Here is a 25,835-nt window from a genome sequence, read left to right as displayed (position 1 = left end):
GACTGACCGTCGGTCAATGGATTATTCCTGGGCCAGCGCCCTCTCATCGGAGTACTCCATGAACCCTTCGCGTCGTGTCGCCCTGGTCGCCGCCATCTACCTGGGAACCTTCATCGCCTCGCTCGACATCAGCATCGTCAACCTCGCCCTGCCGACGCTGCAGTACGCCCTGGATACCGACCTGGCCGGCCTGCAGTGGGTGGTCGACGCCTATGCGCTGTGCCTGAGCGCCTTCATGCTGTCTTCCGGACCGCTGAGCGACCGCTACGGTCGCAAGCTCACCTGGCTGCTCGGGGTCGGCCTGTTCAGCTTCGGTTCGCTGCTCTGCGCGCTGGCCACCTCGCTGCCGCTGCTGCTGTTCGGACGCGCGGTCCAGGGCATCGCCGGGGCGCTGTTGATACCCGGCGCGCTGTCGATCCTTACCCAGGCTTTCCACGATCCCGGCCAGCGCGCCCAGGTGATCGGCGGCTGGACCTCCTTCAGCGCGCTGTCGCTGATCCTCGGCCCGCTGCTCGGCGGCCTGCTGGTGGAGCACGCCGGCTGGCAGAGCATCTTCCTGATCAACCTGCCGCTCGGCCTGCTGGCGCTCGCCCTGGGCCTGTGGGGCATCGAGGAAACCGCGCACCCCGAGCACGCCGCCTTCGATCCCCTGGGGCAGCTGCTCAGCGTGGTCTGGCTGGGGGCGTTGACCTACGCCCTGATCGCCGCGGGAGAGGGCGGCTGGTTGTCTCCCACGGCCTGGCCGGCGCTGCTCCTGGCCGGGGTCGGCCTGCTTGGCTTCCTCTTCGTCGAGCGGCGGACCGCCCGACCGCTGCTGCCCCTGGGGTTGTTCCGCCAGGCCGGGTTCGCCGTCTGCAACCTGGCCTCGTTCGTCCTCGGTTTTTCCGGCTACGCCAGCCTGTTCTTCCTCTCCCTGTTCTTCCAGCAGGTGCAGGGTGCCTCGGCGCAGCAGGCCGGCTTCTACCTGGCGCCGCAGTTCCTCGCCATGGGCGCACTGTCCATGCTGTTCGGCCGGTTGCAGCGGCACGTACCGCTGCGACGCCTGCTGGTGCTGGGCTACCTGGTGATCGGCCTGGCCATGCTGGCGCTGGCCGCTTGCGGTACGGGAACCGCGTATCCCTGGGTCGGCCTGTTGCTGGTGGCGCTCGGCCTGGGCATGGGCCTGGCCGTTCCCGGCACCGGTCTGGCGGTCATGGCGAGCGTGGCCCGCGAGCGTTCCGGGATGGCCTCGGCGACCATGAATACCCTGCGCCAGGCCGGCATGGCCGTCGGCATCGCGTTGCTGGGAGCGCTGCTGAGCGGGCGGGCGATCGTCGTCCTGGGCGATCGGCTGGAGGAGCTGGGGATTGCCGATGCGCAACGGCTCGCCACCCAGGCGATCACGGCCCATCGCTTGCCTGGTTCCCTGGCGGGGCTCGACGCCGAGCTGCCGGCCGCGCTGGCCGAGGGCTTCCGTCTGGCTATGCTGGTGGCCGGAGCCAGCGCCCTGCTGGCCGCCGCGCTGCTCTGGCGCCTGCGCGTTAGCGCCGGCCCGGCGGCGGATACAGTTGGCGCATCTGGACGAACGGCAGGGGTACAGTTGCAGGCCGATAGACACTGACTCTCGGGTCACGATGCTGGCGTGGGGGCGATTTCCTTGCGTTATGCTGCTCGAAGCGAAGAATATTCGCGTATTCCAACTGTTGTGCTAGGGTATGGCCTGCGACAACCTGTCGCAGGCAGGTAAAAGCCCTACTTTATCTATGTTTGAGAAAGTCTATTGCAAGATGTGTCATAGGCTCCTCAGCTGAAATGAATTGTAATAACTGACGCTCAGTTTCGGTCCAACGAGCGTCGCGCGAGTCTCTGCTCCGCATCGCGATAAATGGGTTCCTGCCTTGCCTGTTGCACAACAAATAGCCGACCGATAACTGCGACCTGATCACCCGGCGGGAAGGGCAATCCTTCTCGCCCAGGCATGCACGTGCCTTGGCCGCCCTTGGCCTCTTCCGGCACAGCTTCGAAAACGCTGTTCATCAAGGAACGACTCAGCGCGTGGAACGAGTCCGTCACCGGAATCGGGAAAGGTATCCGCTTGCCTTCTCCCGTGGCCGGGCAATGGCCGTTCCGTACCCCGGTGGCGACTGCATGTCTGGAACTGGCTGAAGCCAGCGGTCTCCGCCACAAGCCTTGCAAGGAGACATCCATGAGCGACCACTCGCTCCTTCCATCGATTAAGGCCGGAAGATGACCAAAGCAAACCCGTTTGCCGCATTGAAATGGCTTTCCCTGGCGCCCGCGCTGCTGCTCGGCGGCTGCGACATGACCCTGTTCAACCCGAAAGGGCAGGTGGGCATGGACGAGCGCACCCTGATCATTACCGCGACCCTGCTGATGCTGATCGTGGTCATCCCGGTGATCGTGATGACCCTGGCGTTCGCCTGGAAGTACCGCGCCTCGAACACCCAGGCCGAGTACAAGCCGGACTGGCACCACTCCAACCGCATCGAGGCGGTGGTCTGGCTGGTGCCCTGCGTGATCATCGCGATCCTCGGCTGGATCACCTGGGAAAGCACCCACAAGCTCGACCCATACCGTCCGCTGGACTCCGAGGTCAAGCCGGTCACCATCCAGGCCGTTTCGCTGGACTGGAAGTGGTTGTTCATCTACCCGGAGCAGGGTATCGCCACGGTCAACGAGATCGCCTTCCCGAAAGACACCCCGGTGAATTTCCAGATCACCTCGGATTCGGTGATGAACTCGTTCTTCATCCCGCAGCTGGGCAGCCAGATCTACTCGATGGCCGGGATGATGACCAAGCTGCACCTGATCGCCAACGAAGAAGGCGTGTTCGACGGTATCTCCGCGAACTACAGCGGCGGCGGTTTCTCCGGCATGCGCTTCAAGGCCATCGCCACCTCCGAGCAGGGCTTCCAGGACTGGGTCGCCAAGGTCAAGGCTGCACCGACCAGCCTGTCGATCGGCACCTATCCGGAGCTGGTCAAGCCGAGCGAGAACGTTCCGCCGACCTACTTCTCTTCGGTCAGCCCGGAACTGTTCGGCCACATCCTCACCAAGTACGAGCACCACGGCGACGCCAAGGGTGCCGCGCACGGCGAGCACGCCGGGGCTGAGCACGAAGCCGCCATGACCGGTCACGACATGCAGGACATGGACATGCAAGCCATGCAGGGCATGAAAGACATGAAGGACATGCACATGCAACCGAGTACCCAGGAGTAAGCGCAGATGTTCGGGAAACTGACACTCTCGGCCGTGCCTTACCACGAGCCCATCGTCATGGTCACACTGGCCGTCGTCGCCCTGCTGGGCCTCGGCGTGGTCGGTGCGATCACCTACTACCGCAAGTGGACCTACCTGTGGACCGAGTGGCTGACCTCGGTCGACCACAAGAAGATCGGCGTGATGTACATCGTCGTCGCCCTGGTCATGCTGGTCCGCGGCTTCGCCGACGCGATCATGATGCGCGGCCAGCTGGCCCTGGCCGAAGGCGCCAACCACGGCTACCTGCCGCCGGAGCACTACGACCAGATCTTCACCGCGCATGGCGTGATCATGATCATCTTCATGGCCATGCCGTTCATGACCGGCCTGATGAACCTGGCCGTGCCGCTGCAGATCGGCGCGCGCGACGTGGCGTTCCCCTTCCTCAACTCGCTGAGCTTCTGGCTGCTCGTGGTCAGCGCCATGCTGGTCAACGTGTCGCTGGGCCTGGGCGAATTCGCCCGTACCGGCTGGGTGGCCTATCCGCCGCTGTCGGAGCTGGCCTATAGCCCCGGGGTAGGGGTGGATTACTACATCTGGGCGCTACAGATATCCGGGATGGGCACGTTGCTCACGGGGATCAACTTCCTGGTCACCGTGTTCAAGATGCGTGCCCCGGGCATGAAGCTGATGCAGATGCCGATCTTCACCTGGACCTGCACCTTCGCCAACATCCTGATCGTCGCCTCGTTCCCGATCCTCACCGCTGCGCTGGGCCTGCTGTCGCTCGACCGCTACCTGGACATGCACTTCTTCACCAACGAGCTCGGCGGCAACGCCATGATGTACATCAACCTCTTCTGGGCCTGGGGCCATCCCGAGGTGTACATCCTGATCCTGCCGGCCTTCGGTATCTTCTCCGAGGTCACCGCGACCTTCGCCGGCAAGCGCATGTTCGGCTACAAGTCGATGGTCTGGGCCAGCGCCGCGATCACCTTCCTCGGCTTCACCGTGTGGCTGCACCACTTCTTCACCATGGGTTCGGGCGGTGACGTCAACGGCTTCTTCGGCGTGGCCACCATGCTGATCTCGATCCCCACCGGGGTGAAGCTGTTCAACTGGCTGTTCACCATCTACAAGGGCCGCCTGCGCTTCAGCACGCCGATCCTGTGGACCCTGGGCTTCATGGTGACCTTCACCATCGGCGGCATGACCGGCGTCCTGCTGGCCATCCCGGGCGCGGACTTCCTGCTGCACAACAGCCTGTTCCTGATCGCCCACTTCCACAACACCATCATCGGCGGCGCGGTATTCGGCTACCTGGCCGGCTTCGCCTTCTGGTTCCCGAAAGCGTTCGGCTTCACCCTCGACGAGAAGTGGGGCAAGCGCTCCTTCTGGTGCTGGCTGGTGGGCTTCTACATGGCCTTCATGCCGCTCTACATCCTCGGCTTCATGGGCATGACCCGTCGCCTGAACCACTACGACAACCCGTTGTGGAAGCCCTACCTGGTGGTCGCGTTCTTCGGCGCCGTGCTGATCTTCTGCGGCATTGCCTGCCAGCTGATCCAGCTGTTCGTCTCGGTCCGCAACCGCAAGCAACTGGCCGACGTCAATGGCGACCCGTGGGAAGGCCGCACCCTGGAATGGGCCACTTCCTCGCCGCCGCCGTTCTACAACTTCGCCGAGCTGCCGAAGGTACAGGACGTGGATGCCTTCCACGACATGAAGAAGGCCGGCACCGCCTACCGCAAGCTGCCGGCCTACCAGCCGATCCACATGCCGAAGAACACCGCCGCGGGCTTCTCCATCGCCGTGTTCGCCTTCGTCTTCGGCTTCGCCGCCATCTGGCATATCTGGTGGCTCATGGCGGTCGGCTTCGTCGGCATGATCGGCTCCTTCATCGTGCGCAGCTACAACCAGGACGTCGACTACTACGTCCAGCCCGAAGAGATCGAGAAGATCGAAAGCGCCCGTTTCCAGCAACTCGCCAAGCAGGTCTGAACCATGTCGACGGCAGTATTGAACAAGCATCTGGCCGACGCCCACGAAGTGGGCCACGACCACGATCATGCACACGATAGCGGCGGCAACACCGTATTCGGTTTCTGGCTCTACCTGATGACCGACTGCGTGCTGTTCGCCAGCGTCTTCGCCACCTACGCGGTGCTGGTTCACCACACCGCCGGCGGCCCCAGCGGCAAGGACATCTTCGAGCTGCCCTACGTGCTGGTGGAAACCGCCATCCTGCTGGTTTCCAGCTGCACCTACGGCCTGGCCATGCTCTCCGCGCACAAGGGCGCCAAAGGCCAGGCGATCGCCTGGCTCGGGGTCACCTTCCTGCTCGGCGCCGCGTTCATCGGCATGGAGATCAACGAGTTCCACCACCTGATCGCCGAAGGTTTCGGCCCGAGCCGCAGCGCCTTCCTGTCGTCCTTCTTCACCCTGGTCGGCATGCACGGCCTGCACGTCAGCGCCGGCCTGCTGTGGATGCTGGTGCTGATGGCGCAGATCTGGACCCGCGGCCTCACCGCGCAGAACAACACCCGGATGATGTGCCTGAGCCTGTTCTGGCACTTCCTCGACATCGTCTGGATCTGCGTCTTCACCGTCGTCTACCTGATGGGGGCCCTGTAATGAGCAGCGCTGCACACGACAACCACGGCGCCGGCCACGGCAGCCTGGGTTCCTACGCGATCGGCTTCGTGCTCTCGGTGATCCTCACCGCGATCCCGTTCTACATGGTCATGGACGGCGGCTTCTCGCGCCACGCGACCATCCTCACCATGGTCGTCCTCGGCCTGGTGCAGGTGGTGGTGCACCTGATCTGCTTCCTGCACATGAACATGTCGTCGGAAGGGCGCTGGAACGTGATGGCGTTCATCTTCACGGTGATCGTCATCCTGCTGGTAGTCGGTCTCTCGCTGTGGATCATCTTCAGCGCCGACATGCTGATGATGCCGATGCCCTGAGGGCCATGACGTGAAGCTGAAACGCTATCTCCTGGTGGCCAAGCCGGGAATCATCTTCGGCAACCTGATCGCGGTGGCGGGGGGATACTTCCTCGCCGCCCGCGGCAGCGTCGAGCCGATGCTGTTGCTGGCCACGGTCATCGGCCTGTCGCTGGTGGTCGCCAGTGGGTGCGTGCTGAACAACTGCATCGACCGCGACATCGACCGGCACATGGAGCGGACCCGCGGGCGGGTCACCGTGACCGGGCAGATCTCGCTGAAGGCTGCCCTGGCCCACGGCCTGGTCCTCGGGGTCGCCGGCTTCGGCCTGCTGTGGTGGCGGACCAACCCGCTGACCACCGCGCTGGCCGGCTTCGGCTACTTCGTCTACGTCGGCCTGTACAGCCTGTGGTTCAAGCGTCGTTCGCAGTACGGCACGCTGGTCGGCAGCCTCTCCGGGGCGATGCCGCCGGTGGTCGGCTACTGCGCGGTGAGCGGCCAGTTCGACGCCGGAGCTGCCTCGCTGCTGGCGATCTTCTGCCTGTGGCAGATGCCGCACTCCTATGCCATCGCCATCTTCCGGCTGAAGGACTACGAGGCGGCCGGCATCCCGGTGCTGCCGGTGGCGCGCGGCATCGCGGTGACCAAGATCCACATCGTGCTCTACATCCTCGCTTTCATGGCGGCGACCCTCGCCTTGTGCCTGGGCGGCTACGCCGGCTACGGCTACCTGCTGGTGGCGGTGGCGGTGAGCCTGTGGTGGCTGGCCATCGCCCTGACCGGCTACTGGACCGCCGACGACCGGGTCTGGGCGCGCAAGCTGTTCGCCTTCTCCATCGTCGCCATCACCGCGCTGAGCGTGATGATGTCCATCGACTTCCAGGTGGCGCCCGCCACTCATCTGGTCGCCTCGCTGTTCTGAGGCGACACGCTTTAGGGAAAGCCCCGCCGGTCGATTGGCGGGGCTTTTTTTTGTCTGCGCGATGGCAGGGATGCGGTCGCCGCCTGGCAGAAGGGCCGCGCGGCGAGCCCTCTGTTCCGGGACTCTGCCGTTGGTTATCAGATTTTTCCGGGAGCTTTTTCGGAGCTGTCCGGCTTGTGGAAAAAACCCTCCATCAATCAAATGCCAATGATTCTCAATAACCAAGATGGAGTACTTCATGGATCGTCGCAACGAGCCGTCCCCCTTGCCCACCAAACGCCCGCTGGCGCCGCTGATGCTGCTGATGGCCGCCTGCTCCTCGCCGGCCCTGGCCGAGGACGCGGCGCGCAAGGACGATCCCCTGGAACTGGGAGCCGACACGGTCACCGGCGAGCAGGCCTCGTCCAGGGTCGAACGCTCGGCCTCGGCCAAGTACGCCGTGCCGCTGCTGGATACCCCGCAGACCGTCACGGTGGTGCCGCAAAAGGTAATCCAGGAGCAGAACGCCCTGAGCCTGCGCCAGGTGCTGTCCAACGTCTCCGGCATCACCTTCAACGCCGGCGAAGGCGGCGGCGGTTCCGGCGACAGCATCAACATCCGCGGCTTCAGCGCCAACGCCAACATGCAGGTGGACGGGCTGCGCGACAGCGCCCAGACCAGCCGCAGCGACCTGTTCAACCTGGAGGCGGTGGAAGTGATCAAGGGACCGAACTCGGTGTTCGGCGGCGCCGGCACCAGCGGCGGCAGCATCAACATGGTCAGCAAGCAGCCCAAGGCCGAAGCCTTCACCCACCTGGGCGCCGGGCTGGGCACGGACCGCTACCGGCGCCTGACCCTGGACACCAACCAGCCGCTGGAAGGGCTCGGCGAGTCGACCGCCTTCCGCCTCAACCTCATGGCCCACCACAACGATGTCGCCGGGCGCGAACAGATCGACAAGCAGCGCTGGGGCATCGCGCCATCCCTGACCTTCGGCCTGGACACCCCGACCCGCCTGACCCTGAGCTACTTCCACCAACGCGACGACAACCTTCCCGACTATGGCGTGCCGGCGCTGAACGGGCGCAAGCTGGACGGCGTCAGCCGCCACGATTATTTCGGCTGGCGCAACCTGGACGAGGAGCGGATCGACAACGACGTCGCCACCCTCAAGCTCGAACACGATTTCAGCGACGACTTCCAGTTGCAGAACCTCATCCGCTATTCCCACCTGCATCGGGACACGGTGATCTCCGCCTCCCACGTCAACCAGAAGGGCCTGCCGCCGGGGCGCTACCTGCCGGCGGGACCGCAAGCCTACGGGCGCGATTCGAAGACGCGGATGTGGATCAACCAGACCAACCTCACCGGCCGCTTCGACACCTTCGGCCTGGCGCATACGCTGATCGGCGGCTTCGAGCTGTCCCGCGAGACCTACGACCGCACCACCTACTCCTACAACCTGGGCAAGTTCTACCCGGCCACCGGCTTCGACCTGCACAACCCGCCGGGCTACTGGAACGGCCCCACCGACAAGCGCGACAGCGCGCGCAACCGGACCGAACTGGAGGTCAAGGCGCTGTACGCCTTCGACACCATTGCCCTGGACGAGCGCTGGGACCTCAGCCTGGGCCTGCGCTACGACTGGATCGACGGCACCTCGCGGAGCACGCCCTCAGGCAAGCCGACGGTGCGCGCCGACAGTTCCGACGGCAAGCTGAGCACACGGGCGGGGCTGGTATTCAAGCCGCTGGAGAACGGGCGGGTGTACGTCTCCTACGGCACCTCCTTCAACCCCTCGGCGGAACACCTGGTCACCACCGACTCGGGCGTGACCGAGGCGACCGGAGGCCTGGCGCCGGAGAAGAACAGCACCTACGAGCTGGGCACCAAGTGGGAGTTCCTCGGACGGCGCCTGGAGCTGGACGCGGCGCTGTTCCAGGTGAAGAAGGAAGACGCCCGCGAACGCCTGGCCGACGGCAGCTACGTGCTTGCCGGCGAACAGCGCGTGCGTGGCTTGGAGCTGAGCGCCAGCGGCAAGCTGAACGAGCACTGGGACCTCTTCGCCACCTACACCTACCTCGACAGCGAAACCCTGAAATCCAGCAACCCGCAGCGCGAGGGACAGGCACTGGGCAATACCCCGCCGCGCTCGTTGAGCCTCTGGAGCACCTACGAACTGCCCGAGGGCGTGACCCTGGGCTATGGCGCACGCTACGTCAGCCAGCGCAACGTCACCTCGGTGGACAACGGCAAGCTGGATGCCTACTGGGTGCACAACATGATGCTCGGCTACCAGGCGACGCGCGACCTGAAACTGCAACTCAACCTCGACAACCTGTTCGACAAGGCCTACGTCGAGCGGGTGCGCCAGGTGTACGGCAACCAGTCGCGCTCCTCGGCCATCGAGTATGGCGACGGTCGCACGGCGATTCTTTCGGCGATCTACGCGTTCTGACGGCAGGCAGGCCATGGAAGCCGGCGCCCACTGCCTGGGCGCCGGTTCTTCCCGGCGATTTCCTCTGAACTTTTTCACTGCAGCGCCTATCAACTCCTTTGCAAGTCATTTTTCAGGGAGCCTCTTCGATGGCACGCAAAAACGCAGTGAAAGACAACCTCGAGCAGATCCAGCACCAGAGCTACAGCGAGCTGCAGGAACTGCTCTCCGAAGCCAACAGCATGCTCGCCGACAGCGCCGCCTTCGCCGGCGACAAGGCCGACAGCGCCCGTGCGCGGATCGGCGCGCTGCTGGAGAAGGCCAACGATGCCCTCGGCAAGGGCGGTAGCGCCGTGGCCGAACGCAGCCGCCACGCGGTGGATGCGACGGAAAGCTATATCGGCGCCAATCCCTGGCAGACCGTGGCCATCACCACCGCGGTGGGCCTGCTCGCCGGCTTCCTGCTCGGGCGCCGCTCCTGAGCACGCGGTCGGTGCCGCACAACGGACTCGTTACCTTCGCTTGAAAAAAGGAATTGCCCATGCTTTCGATCAAGAAGAACCTCGGCCTCCTGGCCATGACCGTGGCCCTGGCGGCCTGCGCCTCCAACCCCAACGACCTGCCGGATTTCCCGGAGCATGAATACGCGGCGACCCAGCAGGTGGGCGAGGGCGTGATCAACGGCGACCTGTACCTGACCAGCGCGTCGGGTGCGATCCAGAAGGGGACCAACACCAAGGTCACCCTGGAGCCTGCGACCAGCTACATGAAGGCCTACTACGCGAAGTTCGGCAACCTCGATGCCGCCAAGCGCGATCCCGACGTGCAACCGCCGGTGCTCGACCCGCGACGCGCCACCTATGTGCGCGAGGCGACCACCGACCAGAACGGTCGCTTCGACTTCGACCACATCCCCAACGGCACCTACTACATTTCCAGCGAATTGACCTGGAGCGCCCAGAGCGATGGCAAGACCATCACCGAGGGCGGCACCGTCACCAAGCTGGTCACCGTAAGTGGCTCGCAGCCGCAGAAGGTGCTGCTGACCCGCTGACCTCCGGCGGCGCTCGGCCAAAACGGCAAGCCCCTGCCATCGCGGCAGGGGCTTTTTCCTGCCAGCGCGGCCGGACCGCTTGACAGCCAACGGGGCGGCGCCGTAGTTTCGATACCCATGACCTTCGCGACCCTGCTTACCCGCCGCAGCATTATTACCGCCATTCCAGCTATGGCGGGTTAGCCAGCGTCCACTCCGAACCCGCCCTCGAGGCGGGTTCTTCGTTCTGTCTCCTGGGCCAAAACCACCGAACCGGGAGAACAGCATGCAGCACCAGACCCTCCAGAACCTCGTTGGCCGGGCCGACGCCCTGATCAATGCCGGGCAGTTCGATGCCCTGATGGATTTCTATTGCGACGACGCCACCCTGGTGGTCAAGCCGGGCCTCAACGCCTGCGGCAAGGCGCAGATCCGCCAGGCGTTCGACGCCATCGCCCGGCACTTCGAGCACAGCCTGCGAGTGCGCCAGCACGACCTGCGGGTGATCGAGGCGGGAGATACGGCGCTGGTCATGGCCGAGGCGGTGATCGAGTCGAAGGCCGGACGCCTGCAACGTCGGGCCACCTACGTGTTCCGCCAGGAGGCCGATGGCCAGTGGCGCTGCGCGGTGGACAACTCCTACGGCACCGACCTGCTGGCCTCGGTGGCGGCGAGCGCGGAGGCCAGCCGATGAGCGCCTCGACCCTCAGCGCAAGCAAACCCCTGCTGGCCGGCTACGTGGAAAGCATCCTGGCCGCGCCGGTGTACGACGTCGCCGTGGAAACCCCCTTGCAGGTCGCGCCGCAGTTGTCCCAGCGCCTGGGCAACCGGGTGCTGCTCAAGCGCGAGGACCTGCAGCCGGTGTTCTCTTTCAAGATCCGCGGCGCCTATACCCGTGTCGCGCGCCTGAGCGACGAGCAGAAGGCCCGCGGGGTGATCACCGCCTCCGCCGGCAACCATGCCCAGGGCCTGGCCCTGGCGGCGCAGCGCCTGGGCGTGCGGGCGGTGATCGTGATGCCGCGCACCACTCCCGAACTCAAGGTCAAGGGCGTGCTGGCGCGCGGCGGCGAGGCGTTGCTGCACGGCGACGCCTTCCCCGATGCGCTGGCCCATGCCCTGCAACTGGCCGAGCGCGAAGGCATGACCTTCGTCCCACCCTACGACGATCCGGACGTGATCGCCGGACAGGGCACGGTGGCGATGGAGATCCTCCGCCAGCACAGCGGCCGCCTCGACGCGATCTTCGTGCCGGTCGGCGGCGGCAGCCTGATCGCCGGGATCGCCGCCTACGTCAAGCACCTGCGTCCGGATATCCGCGTGATCGGCGTCGAGCCGGAGGATTCCAACTGCCTGCAGGCAGCGCTGGCCGCCGGCGAGCGGGTGGTGCTGGGCCAGGTCGGGCTGTTTGCCGACGGGGTGGCGGTGGCGCAGATCGGCGCTTGCAACTTCGAGGTCTGCAAGGACCACGTCGACGAGGTGATCACCGTCGGCAGCGACGAAATCTGCGCGGCGATCAAGGACATCTACGACGACACCCGTTCGATCACCGAGCCGGCCGGCGCCCTGGCCGTAGCGGGAATCAAGAAGTACGTGGCCCGCGAACGCACCGAGGGGCAGACCCTGGTGGCCATCGACTCCGGTGCCAACATCAACTTCGACCGCCTGCGCCACGTTGCCGAGCGCGCCGAACTGGGCGAACAGCGCGAAGCGATCATCGCCGTCACCGTGGCCGAGCGGCCGGGCAGCTTCAAGGCCTTCTGCGCGGCGCTGGGCCGGCGCCAGATCACCGAGTTCAACTACCGCTACCACAGCGACCGCCAGGCCCACCTGTTCGTCGGCGTGCAGACCCATCCGCTCACCGACAGTCGCGCCGACCTGCTCGCCGGCCTGCGCGAGCAGGGCTTCCCGGTACTCGACCTGACCGACAACGAGATGGCCAAGCTGCACATCCGCCACATGGTCGGCGGCCACGGTACCGAGGTGCGCCGCGAGCGGCTGTTCCGCTTCGAGTTTCCCGAACGCCCCGGGGCCTTGCTGAACTTTCTCGACAAGCTCGGCTCGCGCTGGAACATCAGCCTGTTCCACTACCGCAACCACGGCGCCGCCGACGGTCGGGTGCTGGCCGGATTGCAGGTGCCGGACGAGGAGCGCGGCGAGCTGGAGGCGGCGTTGCAAGCCATCGGCTATCCGTACTGGGAGGAAACCCACAACCCGGCCTACCGGCTGTTCGCCGGTTGAGCGGCGCTCCGCCAGCGGGACATGGCCCTGTCATGTCCCTCGGCTAGACTCCTGCCAGGGATATCCGCCCAGCGAGGGACATGGCCATGCGCAAGCGCAACCCCCGGCGGGCCACGCCGGAAGAACTGCGGGTCTGCTCGGTACTGAAGGAAAAGGGCACCCGCGAGGAACTCGCCCACCTCGCCGCCCGCGGTGAATGGAGCAACGTGCCGGCGTACAACGCCAGCCGCGAGCAGATCGCCGACCACCTGGGCAAGAGCGTGTCGCCGGAATCCGACGCCTCGTTCTTCGACTCGCGGCGCTTCAGCGAGGCGATCGTCCTGCTCAAGAGCCGGCCGGTGCTGCTGGTGAAGAACGGTATCTTCGACGAAGCGCCGCTGGCCGGCCTGGAGCAGCGCCTGAAGAAGCATCGCGCCGCGCTGGCCACGCCGATCCGCTCGGTCGGTCGGCTGGAATTGATCGACCACGACAGCATGGACTGGTGCGGTACCGGCTGGCGCATCGAGGACGACCTGATCGTCACCAACCGGCATGTCGCCAGCCTGTTCGCCGAACGCCAGGGCAGCCTGTTCCGCTTCCGTCTCAACCAGGCCGGCAAGCAGGTGCGCACCCGCGTGGACTTCCGCGAGGAATACCGCCAGCCGGAAAGCGACGAGCATGTGATCGCGCGGGTCCTGTGGATCGCCCCGGACGTCTCCGAGGCGCCGGACATGGCGATCCTCCAGGTAGTGAAGGGCGACCTGCTGCCGCCGCCGCTGGTCCTCGCGCGCCAGGATGCCGAGCCGCGCCAGGCGGTGGCGGTGGTCGGCTATCCGGCGCGCGACAGCCGCAACGACGCCGGGGCGATGGAAGATATCTTCGGCAACATCTACGACGTCAAGCGTTTCGCTCCCGGCGAAGTCGTGGGATTGCCCCATGACGCCTGGTACCTGACCCACGACTGCTCGACCCTGGGCGGCAATTCCGGCTCGGCGGTGCTTTCGATCGACGGCGGCGAGGTGGTCGGCCTGCACTTCGGCGGCCAGTTCCGCAAGACCAACTATGCGGTGAAGGCCAGCGTGATCCGCAGCCTGCTGGCGCGTCGCGCCTGGGTGCCGGTGGCCGGGGCGGAGCTGAAGCGCGGCGCGCCGCGCTTCCAGGAAAAGCAGCGCAGCGTCGCCGACCTGGCCGAGCGCAAGGGCTTCGACGAGGCCTTCCTCGGGGCGAAGGCGACCTTGCCCAAGCCGGGCAAGAGCCACCAGGTGCTGCCGGTGGGCAAGGGCACGCGCCTGGACTACCTGCATTTCTCGGTGGTGATGAGCGCCAGCCGGCGCTTGCCGATCCTCACCGCGGTGAATATCGACGGCGCGCTCAAGCGTTCGCTCAAGCGCAAGGATTCCTGGGGCTTCGACCCGCGCATCGAGGCGGCCGCGCAGGTCGGACACAAGGACTTCTACGGTCCGGCTTCGTTCGACAAGGGCCACATGGTGCGTCGCGAGGATCCCGGCTGGGGCGACAGCGATGCCATCGCCCGGCAGGCCGAGGACGACACCTTCGTCTATACCAACGCGGTGCCCCAGGTGGCGCAGCTCAACCAGCGCAGCTGGCTGTCGCTGGAGGACTACGTGCTGCAGAACGCCAGGAGCGAGGGCTTCCGCATCTCGGTGTTCACCGGCCCGGTGTTCCGCGACGACGATCCGCTCTACCAGGGCGTGCAGGTGCCGCTGGAGTTCTGGAAGGTGGTGGCGATGATCGACGCCGACAGCGGCGAACTGGGAGTGTCCGCCTACCTGCTGGGGCAGGAAGGGATGATGCCCAGCGAAGGCTTCCGCTACGGTGCGTTCAAGACCTACCAGGTGCCGTTGGCGAAGGTCGAGGCCAGCGCCGACCTGCGTTTCTCCAGCGCCCTGCGCAAGGCCGACGTGCTCGCCGGCACGCCGCTGGAGGAGGCGCTGGAAAGCGGACGCTTCATCGAGATCGACGGGCCGGACGACCTCCTGCTGAGCCGGCCGGGGCCGGCCGGCAAGGGCCGCTGAGGTTCAGGCCGGCTGCCGCCACTCGCGTAGCAGTTCGATGAAGGCGCGCAGCTTGGCCGGTACGTGGCGGCGGTTCAGGTAATACAGCCACATCGGCGGCAGCGGCAGGCAACTGCCAGGCAGCACTTCCACCAGGCGCCCGGCGGCGAGGTCCGCGGCGACCCGCTCGCGGATGAATGCCTGGGCGATCCCGGCGCCGGCGCGGGCCGCCTCGATGATCGTCTCGGTGTCGGTGCTGACGAAGCGTGCCGGCAGGTCCACTTCCAGTTCCCGCCCGTCTTCCCGCAAGCGCCACTTGTGCAGGCGGCCGCTGCGCGGGAAACGGAAGCGCACGGCGGCATGCCCATCGAGGTCGGCGACGCTGGCCGGCGTACCGTGCTCGGCGAGGTAGGCCGGAGTGGCCACCAGCAGGCACGCCAGCGGCGCTGTCAGTTGCACCCCGACCATGCCCGGCTGCAGGGCGTCGGCCAGGCGGATGCCGGCATCCAGTCGTTCCCTGACGATATCCACCAACTGGTCCTCGTAGCGGATCTCCAGTTGCACCTTCGGGTAGCGTCGCACGAACTCGTTGAGCATCGGTGCGATCACCAGGTTCTTCGCCAGGTGCAGGGCGCTGATGCGCAGCTGCCCGGAGGGTTCCGCGAGGCTTTCGCCGAGCGCTTCGCGGGCGCGCACCAGGTCGCGGTAGGGCTGTTCGGTCTGTTCGTGGTAGCGCTGCCCGGCCTCGCTCAGGCTGACCCCGCGGGTGGTGCGGTGGAACAGCTTGAGACGCAGCTCGGCTTCCAGTTGGTTGATCGCCTGGCTCACCGCCGCCGGCGTCACCCCGAGCAGGGCGGCGGCGCGGGTGAAGCTGCCGGTGTCGGCGACCTGCCTGAAGACATGCAGGCCGGCGAGGGGATCGCGTCGATTCATTGTTAGAAAAACTTGAAAGTCTACGTAGGAGAAGGCCGGTTCTGTTAAAGCTTCGACCTTTCTAGACTGGCCCGCAAGCACTCGATGAGGACGCCGGCCATGTCTACCCACCTGTCTCTGCAACATGCCCAACGCTGCATCGCGGCGGCCATTGCCGAAGCGCAGCGGCAGCGCCTGGCGGTCTGCGTCGCGGTGGTCGACGCCCATGCCAACCTGCTGGCGTTCGTACGGATGGACGACAGCGTTCCCGGTGCCATCGACCTGGCCCAGCGCAAGGCGCGCAGCGCCGCGCTGTTCCGCCTGCCCAGCGGCGAGCTGGGCCGACTCGCCGGGCCGGGCCAGCCGTTGTGGAGCATCGAGCAGAGCAACGGCGGGCTGGCCTGCTTCGCCGGCGGCATGCCGCTGGGCGATGCCGGCGGTTCCTGCCTGGGTGGCGTCGGCGTCTCCGGCGCCAGCGCGGCCCAGGACCAATCCATCGCCGAGGCCGCCGTGGCCATGGCAACAATCCAGAGGTAATCGAGATGAAACAGAAGCGAATCCTGGTGACCGGGGCCGGCAGCGGCTTCGGTCGGGAAGTGGCGTTGCGCCTGGCCGCCCGCGGCCATCGGACGATCGCCGGCGTGCGCGGCGCCGGGCAGGCCGCCGACCTGCGCGAAGAGGCCGGGCGGCGTGGCGTCCCGCTGCGGGTGGAAACCCTCGACATCACCGTCGCCGCCGATCGCGAACGCGCCTGGGAATGGGATATCGACGTGCTGCTGAACAACGCCGGCAGCGCCGAGGCCGGGGCCAGCGCGGAGATCCCGCTGGAACTGGTGCGCGCGCTGTTCGAGACCAACGTGTTCGCCAACCTGGAACTGACCCAGGGTTTCGTCCGGCGCATGGTCGAGCAGAAGCGTGGCGGCAAGGTGCTCTTCGTGTCGTCCATCGCCGGCCTGATCACCGGTCCCTATACCGGCCCCTACTGCGCCTCCAAGCATGCCCTGGAGGCCTTCGCCGAGGCCCTGCATGCCGAGCTGAAGCCGTTCGGCATCCAGGTCGGCACCATCAATCCCGGCCCGTACCAGACCGGTTTCAACGATCGCATGATGGAAACCTGGAAACGCTGGTACGACCCGCAGCGTCACTTCACTGACCACAGCGGCGTGCGCTTTCCCTTCGAGCAGTACGATCCGGAGGAAATGATCGCGCGGATGGTCGAGCTGGCCGAGGCCGACGAAGGACCGTTCCGCACCCTGTTGCCGGAAGCTTTCGTCGAGGTGGTGAAGGACGAGCAGGTGCAGGCCTGGCAGCGCCGCCTGTAGCGGTCTGCCGCTGCGCCGGGGAGGGCGGCGGCCGGATCGGCGGCCGCCGCTTCGCTCAGCCCCTGCGCAGCAGGACCCGGGTCACCCGGCGTTCTTCCACTTCCACCACCCGCAGTTCCCAGTCCTGCCACTGCAGGCGGTCGCCGATCACCGGCAGGCGGTCGAGCAGGCTCATCACCAGCCCGGCGAGGGTCTGGTAGTCCTCCGTGGCGCGCGCGTCGAACCCCACGCGTCGACGCACCTGGCTGAGGTTCATGGCACCGCTGACCAGGTAGCCGTCGTTCTCCTCGACCACGTCCGGACCGTCGATCTCGCTGGCGTCGGGTAGCTCGCCGGCGATGGATTCGAGAATGTCGGTCAGGGTCAGCAGGCCGATGAATTCGCCGAACTCGTTGACCACGAAGGCCACGTGGGTCGAGGCCTCGCGCATCTGCTCCAGGGCGTTGAGGATCGAGCAGTCCTGCAACAGGTTGAGCGGCTGGCGGGCCAGGCTTTCCAGGTCCGGCTGGGCGCCGGCGAGCAGCTCCTTGAGCAGTTCCTTCTTGTGCACGTAGCCCAGCGGCTCCTCGACGCGCCCGTCGCGCACCAGCGGCAGGCGCGAGTAGGACGATTCGAGCAGCGCCGCGCGGATCGCCTCGCGGCCGCTGTCGAGGTCGATGCAGTCGACCTCGGCGCGTACCGTCATCAGGCTGCGGATGGGCTTCTCGGCCAATTGCAGCACGCCGCTGATCATCACCCGCTCGCGGCGGTCGAAGACCACCTGGTCGTCGCCTTCCTCGAACAGGTCGGCGACCTCCTCGCCGATCTCGTCGGCCTCCAGGCGCTGGCCGCCGAGCAGGCGCAGCACCGCATGGGCGGTACGCGCGCGCAGCGGGCGGTGGCCCTGCAGGCTCTTCTTGCGGCGCTTGCGGGCGACCTGGTTGAACACCTCGATGAGGATCGAGAAGCCGATGGCCGCGTACAGGTAGCCTTTCGGGATATGGAAGCCCAGGCCCTCGGCGGTCAGGCTGAAGCCGATCATCATCAGGAAGCCCAGGCACAGCATGATCACCGTCGGGTGACGATTGACGAAGCGGGTCAGCGGCTTGCTGGCGACGATCATCAGGCCGATGGAGACGATCACCGCGATCATCATCACTTCCAGGTGCTCGACCATGCCCACCGCGGTGATCACCGCGTCGAGCGAGAACACCGCGTCGAGCACCACGATCTGCGCGACGATCGGCCAGAACAGCGCGTAGGTCTTGTTGCCGGCGTGCTGGGCGACATGGCCTTCGAGGCGTTCGTGCAGCTCCATGGTGGCCTTGAACAGCAGGAACACGCCACCGAACAGCATGATCAGGTCGCGGCCGGAGAAGCTCTTGCCGAATACCTCGAACAGCGGCTCGGTGAGGGTCACCATCCACGAGATGCTCGCCAGCAGGCCCAGGCGCATCAGCAGCGCCAGCGACAGGCCGAGGACCCGGGCGCGGTCGCGCAGGTGCGGCGGCAGCTTGTCGGCGAGGATCGCGATGAACACCAGGTTGTCGATGCCGAGGACGATCTCCAGCACGATCAGGGTCGCCAGGCCGAGCCAGGCAGTCGGGTCAGCTATCCATTCCATGTGCGCTTACCTCCCGGTCCGGCTGGCCGTCGCGCTGGCGCGACGCTGCACGGCGCGGCTGCGGCAGCCGGCGGTGACGGAGGGGGACGAGGCGAGGGATTCGGCGTCGAGGGGCGGACGCAGGTGGCGAAGGCGAAGCGGGGAGGGTTGTCCGGAAGGACGACTGGGGGGCTCCGAAAGGGTGGTCATGATGGCCATTGAGAGTCAAAGGGAAGTCGATCCTACTGTGTCGCGGGCCCTCGCCACAGCGGGAAACTATTACAAAACCTTAGGCGAAACCCGTGCCGGCGCTAGACTGGGCGGAACCCCGCCACTGCGAGCAGACATGAGCACCGAGGATTTCGACGCGATCACCGCCACCACCCTGGCCGACTACCAGCGCAACGCCGAAGGCTTCCGCGAGGGCACCCGCGGCCATGACGTGAGCCAGAACGTCGAGGCGCTGCTGCGCCATATCGACGGGCCGCCGCCGTACCGGATCCTCGATTTCGGCTGCGGTCCCGGGCGCGACCTGGCCACCTTCCGCCGCCTCGGCCACCAGCCGGTGGGACTCGAAGGCACGCCGCGCTTCGTCGAGATGGCCAGGGCCGACAGCGGTTGCGAGGTATGGCAACAGAATTTCCTGGCGCTGCGACTGCCGGCTGGGCACTTCGACGGCATCTTCGCCAACGCCAGCCTGTTCCATGTGCCCGGCAGCGCCTTGCCGCGGGTGCTCGGCGAACTCTTCGAAGCGCTGCGGCCGGGCGGCGTGCTGTTCAGCTCCAACCCGCGCGGCGACAACCGCGAGGGCTGGAATGGCCAACGCTACGGTGCCTACCACGATTACCCGGCCTGGAAACGCCTGCTGGAGGAAGCCGGTTTCGTCGAGCTGGAGCACTACTACCGGCCGCCGGGCCTGCCGCGCGAGCAGCAGCCCTGGCTGGCGAGCGTCTGGCGGCGCCCCGTCTGAAGGCGCTAGAGGGTCTGCCGGTGCGGCGTGCCGAGCACGCTGCGGTACTGGTCGAGGCGCTTCGGCGAGAGGTCGCTGCGTTCCAGGCTGTCGAGGGCGTAGGACTTGATTTCGGCGTCGCTGTAGGGGCGCTCGACGCTGCGCGGCGGGTTGGCGCAACCGGCCAGGACGACCAGGCTGGCGGCCAGGGAGACGATCAGGGACTTGCTCATGGCGGATTCCTCGAAATGTTCCTCGATGCTATCGGTGGTCCCCCCTGTCCAGGAAATCAGGCCTATTAATAATGAATATCTGGCGAATTGAGTCTAGGTCCCGCCAGCCGTGGGTTCTAGTCGACCAAAGGCGAGGTTGTGGCGGCATGTTTCGCCAACCGGCCGCGCGCTCGCGGTCCGGTCGGCTAGGGGGTTCAACCGGCCGCCTGCGGCAGGCTCGGGTAGTCGGTGTAGCCGGCGGCGCCGCCACCGAAGTAGGTCGAGCGGTCGCCGTCGGCCAGCGCCAGGTCGTGCTCCAGGCGGTAGGGCAGGTCAGGGTTGGCGATGAACGGCCGGCCGAAGCCGACCAGGTCGGCCCAGCCCCTGGCCAGGGCTTCCTCGGCGCGCGCCTTGGTGTACATGCCGGAGTAGATCAGGCTGCCACGGTAGACGATGCGCAACGCTTCCTTGAACGCCGCCGGCATGGCCGGGGCGTCTTCCCAGTCGGCCTCGGCGATGTGGATGTAGGCTACGCCGATCTCGTCCAGTAGCCGCGCCGCGGCCAGGTAGGTGGCTTGCGGGGTGTCGTCGACCGCGCCCTGCAGGGTGGTCAGCGGCGCCAGGCGCACGCCGATGCGCTCCCTGCCGACCACCGCGGTGACCGCCTCGGCGACTTCGCGGAGGAAGCGCAGGCGGTTCTCCAGCGAGCCGCCGTATTGGTCGTTGCGCGCATTGGCCTGGGAGTCGATGAACTGGTTGATCAGGTAGCCGTTGGCGCCGTGCAGCTCGACCCCGTCGAAGCCGGCGTCGAGGGCGTTGCGTGCGGCCTGGGCATAGTCGGCGACGATCTCCCGGATTTCCTCCACGGCCAGCGCGCGCGGCGCCGAGTGCTGGACCATCTCGCCGCCGCCGGCCTGCGCTCCGCGGCCTTGGGGATCGACGAAGACTTTCACGCCTTCGGCCACCAGCGCCGAGGAGGACACCGGGGCGGCGTTGCCCGGTTGCAGCGAGGTGTGCGAGACCCTGCCGACGTGCCAGAGCTGGGCGAAGATGCGCCCGCCGGCGGCGTGCACCGCGTCGGTGACCTGGCGCCAGCCGGCGACCTGCTCGGCGCTGTGGATGCCCGGTGTCCAGGCGTAGCCCTGGCCCTGCCGGCTGATCTGGGTGCCTTCGGAAACGATCAGGCCGGCGCCGGCGCGCTGGCTGTAGTACTCGGCCATCAGCGCGGTGGCGACTTCACCACTGGCGGCGCGGGAACGGGTCATCGGCGGCATGACGATGCGATTGGGGAGGGTCAGGTGGCCAAGGGCATAGGGGCTGAACAGCATGATGGCGATCTCGCTCGTGAGGCCGGCCGTGGCGCGGCGCGCTGGAAGAAGGTGAGCGCATTATTGGCGGAACGATTCGTGCGAAAAACCGCTGCCGGGGAAAATGACACTTGAGTTCAATTCATGAATGCCCGGATAGCGCGTTCCCGACACCGGCGGGTAGGGCGCACCGAGGGAGGAGGAATGGCCTATGACGCGCTGCGTCAGGCGGGTAGGGCGAATAACGCCCCCGGCGTTATCCGCCGAGCGGAATCGCAGGCGGGTGAGAAATGCCGGATGAAGCATCGCGTCCTGCGCCCCACGCCAGGCGGGCAGGGCGAAGAGGGCGCTCCGGCCTATTGCAGGCCGTACTTCTTCACCTTGTCGAACAGCGTGGTCTTGGCCATGCCCAGGTCCTGGCTGGCCTGGGTCAGGTTGCCGTGGTGGCGGGCCAGGGCGTCGCCGAGCAGGGCCTTCTCGAATGCCTCCACCGCTTCGGCGAAGCGCGGGCCGCCGGTCTGTACGGCCTGGCCGCCCTTGTTGAACACCGGCAGGCCGAGGGCGAAGCGTTCGGCGACGTTGCGCAGTTCGCGTACGTTGCCCGGCCAGTCGTGGGCCATCAGGCTGGCCACGGTGGCACGGTCGAGTTCCGGCGCGGGGCGGTCGAAGCGGAGCGAGGATTGCTGGAGGAAGTGTTCGAAGAGCAGCAGGATGTCCTCGCGGCGGTCGCGCAGTGCCGGCAGTTCCAGGCTCACCACGTTGAGCCGGTAGTAGAGGTCGCTGCGGAACTGGCCGCTCTTGCCCATGGCGGCGAGGTCCGCCTTGGTCGCCGCGATCACCCGGCAGTCCACCGGGATCGACTGGTTCGAGCCGAGGCGTTCCAGGGTGTGTTCCTGCAACACCCGCAGCAGCTTGATCTGCAGGTTGACCGGCATGCTCTCGATCTCGTCGAGGAACAGCGTGCCGCCGTTGGCATGCTCGATCTTGCCGATCCGCCGCTTGTTGGCACCGGTGAAGGCGTGCGCCTCGTGGCCGAATATCTCGCTGTCGAACAGGTTCTCCGGCAGGCCGCCGCAGTTCAGCGCGACGAAGGCATGCTGGTGGCGCCGGCTGTAGTCGTGGAGGCAACGCGCCACCAGCTCCTTGCCGGTGCCGGTCTCGCCGAGGATCAGCACGTTGGCCGAGGTGTCGCCGACGTTGGCGATCAGCTCGCGCAACGCCTGGATCGCCGGCGAGCGGCCGATGATCCGTTGCGCCAGGTCCTGGCGGCCGGCCAACTGGCGACGCAGCGCGCTGACCTCGCGGGCCAGCCCGCGCTGCTCCAGGGCGCGGCGGGCGACCTCGACCAGGCGTTCCGGAGAGAAGGGCTTCTCCATGAAGTCGTAGGCGCCGGCGTGCATCGCCTGTACCGCCATGGAGATGTCGCCGTGACCGGTGATCAGCACCACCGGCAGGCTCGGGTCGAGGGCCTTGAGACGCTCCAGCAGGGTCAGGCCGTCGATGCCGGGCAGGCGGATGTCGCTGACGACGATGCCGGCGAAGTCGCGGTCGACCCGTTGCAGCGCCTCCTCGGCGCTGCCGACGCCGATGCAGGGGATGTCCTCCAGCTCCAGCGCCTGCTGGCAGCCGAGCAAGACATGCGGATCGTCTTCGACGATCAGGACGGAAAGCGGCTCGTTCATCGGGCGGGACTCGCAGTCGGGGAATCGGGAACCAGGGACAGGCTCAGCTCGAAGGCGGTTCCGCCGCTTTCGGGGTGCTGCACGCTGAGGCTGCCGCCGGCGGCGGTGGCCAGGCTGGCCGAGAGGGTCAGGCCGAGGCCCAGGCCATGTTCGCCGGGCTTGGTGGTGAAGAAGGGTTCGAACAGGTGGACGCGCGCCGCCGGCGGGATACCGGGGCCGTTGTCGCGCACGCGCAGGACGTAGCGCTCCTCCTCGCGCCGGCCTTCCAGCCAGAGCTGGCGGTCGGCCTGCCCGCTCATGGCGTCGAGGGCGTTGGCCAGCAGGTTGACCAGGATCTGCTCCAGGCGGGTCTGGTCGATGCCCAGGCGCACGTCGTCGAAATGCCGGTGCAGGGTCGGCGGGTCCTGCTCCAGGCGCCCGTGCAGGATCAGCAGCGCCGCGTCCACCGCCTTGGCCAGGCTGGCCTGGCCGGCGTCGTCGCTGCGCCGGGCGAAGGCACGCAGGCTGGCGGTGATGCGGCCCATGCGGTCGACCAGTTCGTTGATGGTGGCGAGGTTGGTGCTGGCGGTCTCCAGTTTGCCGCGCTGGAGGAAGCGCACGGTGTTGCCGGACAGCGTACGCAGCGCCGCCAGCGGTTGGTTGAGTTCGTGGGCGATGCTGGTGGACATCTGCCCGATCACCGCCAGCTTGCCGGCCTGGACCAGTTCGTCCTGGGCCTTGCGCAGGGTGTCCTCGGCCTGCTGGCGCTCGTGGATCTCGGCGGTCAGGCGTGCGTTGCTGGCCTGCAGGTCGGCGGTGCGTTCGGCGATCTTCACTTCCAGCTCGCCGTTGGCCCGTTGCAGCGCCTCGCGCGCGGCGAGGCGGGTGGCGAGTACCTTGCGCCGCTCGTTCCAGGCGATCAGCAGGAATGCCAGGAGGGCGAAACCGATGGCGGCCAGCATGCCGTTGCGCACCGCGTCGCGGCGCAGGTCTTCCAGCGGGCTGAGCAGGGTCAGGTTCCACGGCGTGTCATTCAGCGCGCGGGTCTGCGCCAGGTAGGTGACCGCTTCGCCGCGCGGGTACTGCTCATCGGCGGGGAAACTGAGCTTCTCCACTCCGGCGGCCAGCGGCTCGCGCAGCAGCGGCTGCCACTCGTTCAGCGCCCACCAGTAGTACTGCATGCTGCGCGCCAGGCGCTCCTTGTCGTCGGCGCTCAGGGAGCGCACCGCCTTCAGGCGCAGGGCAGGGTTGCTGGAGAGGATGATGATGCCGTTCTCGTCGCTGACGAAGGCTTCCAGGCGCGCCTTCTCCCAGCGCTCCTCGAGGGCGTCCATCTTCACCTTGACCACCGCCACGCCGATGATCCGGCCGCCGTGGACCAGGCCGTGGGCCAGGTAGTAGCCCGGCTCGCCGCGGGTGCTGCCGATGCCGTAGAAGCGGCCCGGCTTGCCCTTCATCGCGTCCTGCCAGTAGGCGCGGAACGACAGGTCCTCGCCGAGGTAGCTGTCCGGGTCGCTCCAGTTGCTGGTGGCCAGGACCCGACCGTTGGTGTCCAACAGGTACACCGCGCGGCTGCCGGCGCGGCGATTGAGGCCTTCGAGGTAGGCGTTGACCTGGTTGCGCCGGTATGGCGTCGGGTCGGTGAGCAGGTGGCTGACGCTGCGCTCCAGCTCCAGCAGGCTGGGCAGGTAGGTGTACTTGCTGATCTCGCTCTCGACCGTCCGCGCATGCAGCTCCAGCTGGCGTTCGCCATTCTCGGCGAGGGCACGGATGCCGGCGCTCTCGCTGACCCGGTAGCCGCCGTAGCCGAAGCCGAGCATCAGCAGGAGCAGGGGAATGGGGAGCAGCAACTGGCGGACGAGGCGGGGCTTCACGGTCAGTGACGGAGGTACGCTGCAGGGCGGGTCGGGGGATTCCATCACAGTCGTCGCGGCTAGGCCAGCCCGCCGCCACGATGGGCGGCGGAGCGGGCGGTTTTCCGGCACGGCCGGCAGGCGGCGCCGGAAGGGTTCACTCAGTATTCCCAGAAGATCCGTTGCAGCTCCTTGCTGTCCTGGGTCTTGGTCATCGCGACCGCGGCCAGGATGCGCGCCTTCTGCGGGTTCAGGTCGTGGGCGACGATCCAGTCGTTCTTGTCGTCCGGCTGCTCGGCGTTGCGCAGGACGAAGCCGCCGGCATTGACGTGCGAGGAGCGGATGATCTGCACGCCCTGCTTGCGCAGTTCCTGCAGGGTCGGCACCACGCGCGCGGGCACCGAGCCGTTGCCGGTGCCGGCATGGATGATCGCCTTGGCGCCGGCCTGGGCCAGGGCCTTGTAGGCGGTGTCGCTGACGTTGCCGTAGCTGTAGGCGATTTCCACCGGAGCCAGCGCGGAGATCTGCTTGATGTCGAACTCGGAGTTCACCGTGTGCCGCTTCACCGGTGCGCGGAACCAGTAGCTCTTGCCCTCGACCACCATGCCCAGCGGGCCCCACGGGCTCTTGAACGCTTCGGTCTTGATGTTGACCATCTTGCTCGCGTCGCGGCCGGAGAGGATCTCGTCGTTCATGGTGATCAGCACGCCCTTGCCGCGTGCCGACTTGTCGCCGGCCACCGCCACGGCGTTGTACAGGTTGAGCATGCCGTCGGCGGACATCGCGGTGCCCGGGCGCATCGAGCCGACCACCACGATGGGCTTCTCGGTGTGCTCGACCAGGGTCAGGAAGTAGGCGGTCTCTTCCAGGGTGTCGGTACCGTGGGTGATCACGATGCCGTCGACGTCGTCGCTATCGGCCAGCTTGGCGACGGTCTTGCCCAGTTCCAGCAGGTTCTCGTTGGTGAAGCTTTCCGAGGCGATCTGGAACACCTGTTGGCCGCGGACGTTGGCGATGTCCTTGAGCTGCGGCACGCTGGCCAGCAGTTGGTCGACCGGCACCTTGGCGGCGGTGTAGGTGGCGCTGTTGGCGGCGCTGGCGCCGGCGCCGGCGATGGTACCGCCGGTGGCCAGGATGACCACGTTGGACAGTTTCTGTTGCGGTGCGACTTCCTTGGCCTGGGCGGCCTGCGGCAGCAGGAGCATCAGGGCCATAACACCGGGGGCGAACGCGTGGAGCAATGGCTTCATGGCGATATCTCGTGTCGGTAGGTTGGTAGGGT

At 66.9% G+C, this 25,835-nt stretch carries 22 protein-coding genes; 15 read left to right on the top strand and 7 right to left on the bottom strand.

Features of this window, described 5'->3' with window-relative positions; all coding sequences use genetic code 11:
* Nucleotides 1–58 precede the first annotated feature (58 nt).
* The 12 genes from M6E97_RS16375 (at nucleotide 59) to M6E97_RS16320 (ending at nucleotide 14,776) form a co-directional block, all read left to right on the top strand.
* Nucleotides 59–1,600, top strand: a complete 1,542-nt coding sequence (locus M6E97_RS16375) for an MFS transporter (RefSeq protein ID WP_003100101.1) — start codon at nucleotides 59–61, stop codon at nucleotides 1,598–1,600.
* A gap of 626 nt (nucleotides 1,601–2,226) precedes the next feature.
* Nucleotides 2,227–3,222: a ubiquinol oxidase subunit II gene (gene cyoA, locus M6E97_RS16370; protein ID WP_003086856.1), complete on the top strand. Its 996-nt coding sequence runs from the start codon at nucleotides 2,227–2,229 to the stop codon at nucleotides 3,220–3,222.
* 6 nt (nucleotides 3,223–3,228) lie between these two features.
* Nucleotides 3,229–5,205, top strand: coding sequence for a cytochrome o ubiquinol oxidase subunit I (cyoB, locus tag M6E97_RS16365; protein WP_003082705.1), 1,977 nt, complete (start codon nucleotides 3,229–3,231; stop codon nucleotides 5,203–5,205).
* A 3-nt stretch (nucleotides 5,206–5,208) separates the two neighbouring features.
* Nucleotides 5,209–5,838: a cytochrome o ubiquinol oxidase subunit III gene (cyoC, locus tag M6E97_RS16360; protein ID WP_003086858.1), complete on the top strand. Its 630-nt coding sequence runs from the start codon at nucleotides 5,209–5,211 to the stop codon at nucleotides 5,836–5,838.
* Nucleotides 5,838–6,173: a cytochrome o ubiquinol oxidase subunit IV gene (gene cyoD / locus M6E97_RS16355; RefSeq protein WP_003109258.1), complete on the top strand. Its 336-nt coding sequence runs from the start codon at nucleotides 5,838–5,840 to the stop codon at nucleotides 6,171–6,173. The genes cyoC and cyoD overlap by 1 nt, the downstream gene beginning before the upstream one ends.
* Nucleotides 6,174–6,183: 10 nt before the next feature.
* Nucleotides 6,184–7,074, top strand: coding sequence for a heme o synthase (cyoE, locus tag M6E97_RS16350; protein WP_003082726.1), 891 nt, complete (start codon nucleotides 6,184–6,186; stop codon nucleotides 7,072–7,074).
* A 238-nt stretch (nucleotides 7,075–7,312) separates the two neighbouring features.
* On the top strand, nucleotides 7,313–9,511 hold the full coding sequence (locus M6E97_RS16345; protein WP_049311373.1) for a TonB-dependent receptor: 2,199 nt from the start codon (nucleotides 7,313–7,315) through the stop codon (nucleotides 9,509–9,511).
* Nucleotides 9,512–9,639: 128 nt separating this feature from the next.
* The gene (locus M6E97_RS16340) at nucleotides 9,640–9,972 is read left to right on the top strand and encodes a DUF883 family protein (RefSeq protein WP_003082731.1); all 333 of its coding nucleotides are present in this window, start codon (nucleotides 9,640–9,642) and stop codon (nucleotides 9,970–9,972) included.
* A 59-nt stretch (nucleotides 9,973–10,031) separates the two neighbouring features.
* Entirely contained in the window at nucleotides 10,032–10,544 is a 513-nt protein-coding gene (locus M6E97_RS16335; protein WP_003082734.1) for a prealbumin-like fold domain-containing protein, read from the top strand.
* A gap of 265 nt (nucleotides 10,545–10,809) precedes the next feature.
* Entirely contained in the window at nucleotides 10,810–11,217 is a 408-nt protein-coding gene (locus tag M6E97_RS16330) for a YybH family protein (RefSeq protein ID WP_003082737.1), read from the top strand.
* Entirely contained in the window at nucleotides 11,214–12,761 is a 1,548-nt protein-coding gene (gene ilvA / locus M6E97_RS16325; protein WP_003082739.1) for a threonine ammonia-lyase, biosynthetic, read from the top strand. The genes M6E97_RS16330 and ilvA overlap by 4 nt, the downstream gene beginning before the upstream one ends.
* An 86-nt stretch (nucleotides 12,762–12,847) precedes the next feature.
* The gene (locus M6E97_RS16320; protein ID WP_033937662.1) at nucleotides 12,848–14,776 is read left to right on the top strand and encodes a DNA/RNA non-specific endonuclease; all 1,929 of its coding nucleotides are present in this window, start codon (nucleotides 12,848–12,850) and stop codon (nucleotides 14,774–14,776) included.
* A 3-nt stretch (nucleotides 14,777–14,779) separates the two neighbouring features.
* On the opposite strand, the gene M6E97_RS16315 is transcribed toward M6E97_RS16320, so the two are convergent.
* Entirely contained in the window at nucleotides 14,780–15,688 is a 909-nt protein-coding gene (locus M6E97_RS16315) for a LysR family transcriptional regulator (RefSeq protein ID WP_003140381.1), read from the bottom strand.
* An 84-nt stretch (nucleotides 15,689–15,772) separates the two neighbouring features.
* Here M6E97_RS16315 and M6E97_RS16310 point away from each other — a divergent pair, with 84 nt between their 5' ends.
* Both M6E97_RS16310 and M6E97_RS16305 read left to right on the top strand, forming a co-directional pair.
* Nucleotides 15,773–16,204, top strand: a complete 432-nt coding sequence (locus tag M6E97_RS16310) for a GlcG/HbpS family heme-binding protein (protein WP_003082743.1) — start codon at nucleotides 15,773–15,775, stop codon at nucleotides 16,202–16,204.
* A gap of 5 nt (nucleotides 16,205–16,209) precedes the next feature.
* On the top strand, nucleotides 16,210–16,989 hold the full coding sequence (locus M6E97_RS16305) for an SDR family oxidoreductase (RefSeq protein ID WP_003145264.1): 780 nt from the start codon (nucleotides 16,210–16,212) through the stop codon (nucleotides 16,987–16,989).
* 55 nt (nucleotides 16,990–17,044) lie between these two features.
* Here M6E97_RS16305 and M6E97_RS16300 read toward each other — a convergent pair whose 3' ends face one another.
* Nucleotides 17,045–18,592, bottom strand: a complete 1,548-nt coding sequence (locus M6E97_RS16300) for a TerC family protein (protein WP_022580679.1) — start codon at nucleotides 18,590–18,592, stop codon at nucleotides 17,045–17,047.
* A 325-nt stretch (nucleotides 18,593–18,917) separates the two neighbouring features.
* Between M6E97_RS16300 and M6E97_RS16295 the strand changes: the two genes are divergently transcribed.
* Nucleotides 18,918–19,541 (top strand): class I SAM-dependent DNA methyltransferase, encoded by a 624-nt coding sequence (locus M6E97_RS16295; RefSeq protein WP_003086873.1) that lies wholly within the window; start codon nucleotides 18,918–18,920, stop codon nucleotides 19,539–19,541.
* 5 nt (nucleotides 19,542–19,546) lie between these two features.
* On the opposite strand, the gene M6E97_RS16290 is transcribed toward M6E97_RS16295, so the two are convergent.
* From M6E97_RS16290 to M6E97_RS16270, 5 genes are all read right to left on the bottom strand, one after another.
* Nucleotides 19,547–19,753, bottom strand: a complete 207-nt coding sequence (locus M6E97_RS16290; RefSeq protein ID WP_003086874.1) for a hypothetical protein — start codon at nucleotides 19,751–19,753, stop codon at nucleotides 19,547–19,549.
* A gap of 194 nt (nucleotides 19,754–19,947) precedes the next feature.
* Entirely contained in the window at nucleotides 19,948–21,060 is a 1,113-nt protein-coding gene (locus M6E97_RS16285) for an alkene reductase (protein WP_003109249.1), read from the bottom strand.
* 335 nt (nucleotides 21,061–21,395) lie between these two features.
* Entirely contained in the window at nucleotides 21,396–22,721 is a 1,326-nt protein-coding gene (locus M6E97_RS16280; protein ID WP_003086877.1) for a sigma-54-dependent transcriptional regulator, read from the bottom strand.
* A complete protein-coding gene (locus tag M6E97_RS16275; RefSeq protein ID WP_033937654.1) occupies nucleotides 22,718–24,619 on the bottom strand; it encodes a sensor histidine kinase in 1,902 nt (633 codons plus the stop codon). The genes M6E97_RS16280 and M6E97_RS16275 overlap by 4 nt, the downstream gene beginning before the upstream one ends.
* Before the next feature lie 95 nt (nucleotides 24,620–24,714).
* Complete coding sequence (locus M6E97_RS16270) at nucleotides 24,715–25,803, bottom strand: asparaginase (RefSeq protein ID WP_003109247.1); 1,089 nt, start codon at nucleotides 25,801–25,803, stop codon at nucleotides 24,715–24,717.
* Nucleotides 25,804–25,835 lie beyond the last annotated feature (32 nt).

This window comes from Pseudomonas sp. B111, from assembly GCF_026428275.1.
GTDB lineage: Bacteria > Pseudomonadota > Gammaproteobacteria > Pseudomonadales > Pseudomonadaceae > Pseudomonas > Pseudomonas aeruginosa.
The sequence above is the reverse complement of the archived record's forward strand: the minus strand, read 5'-3'. Positions and strand labels throughout refer to the sequence as shown.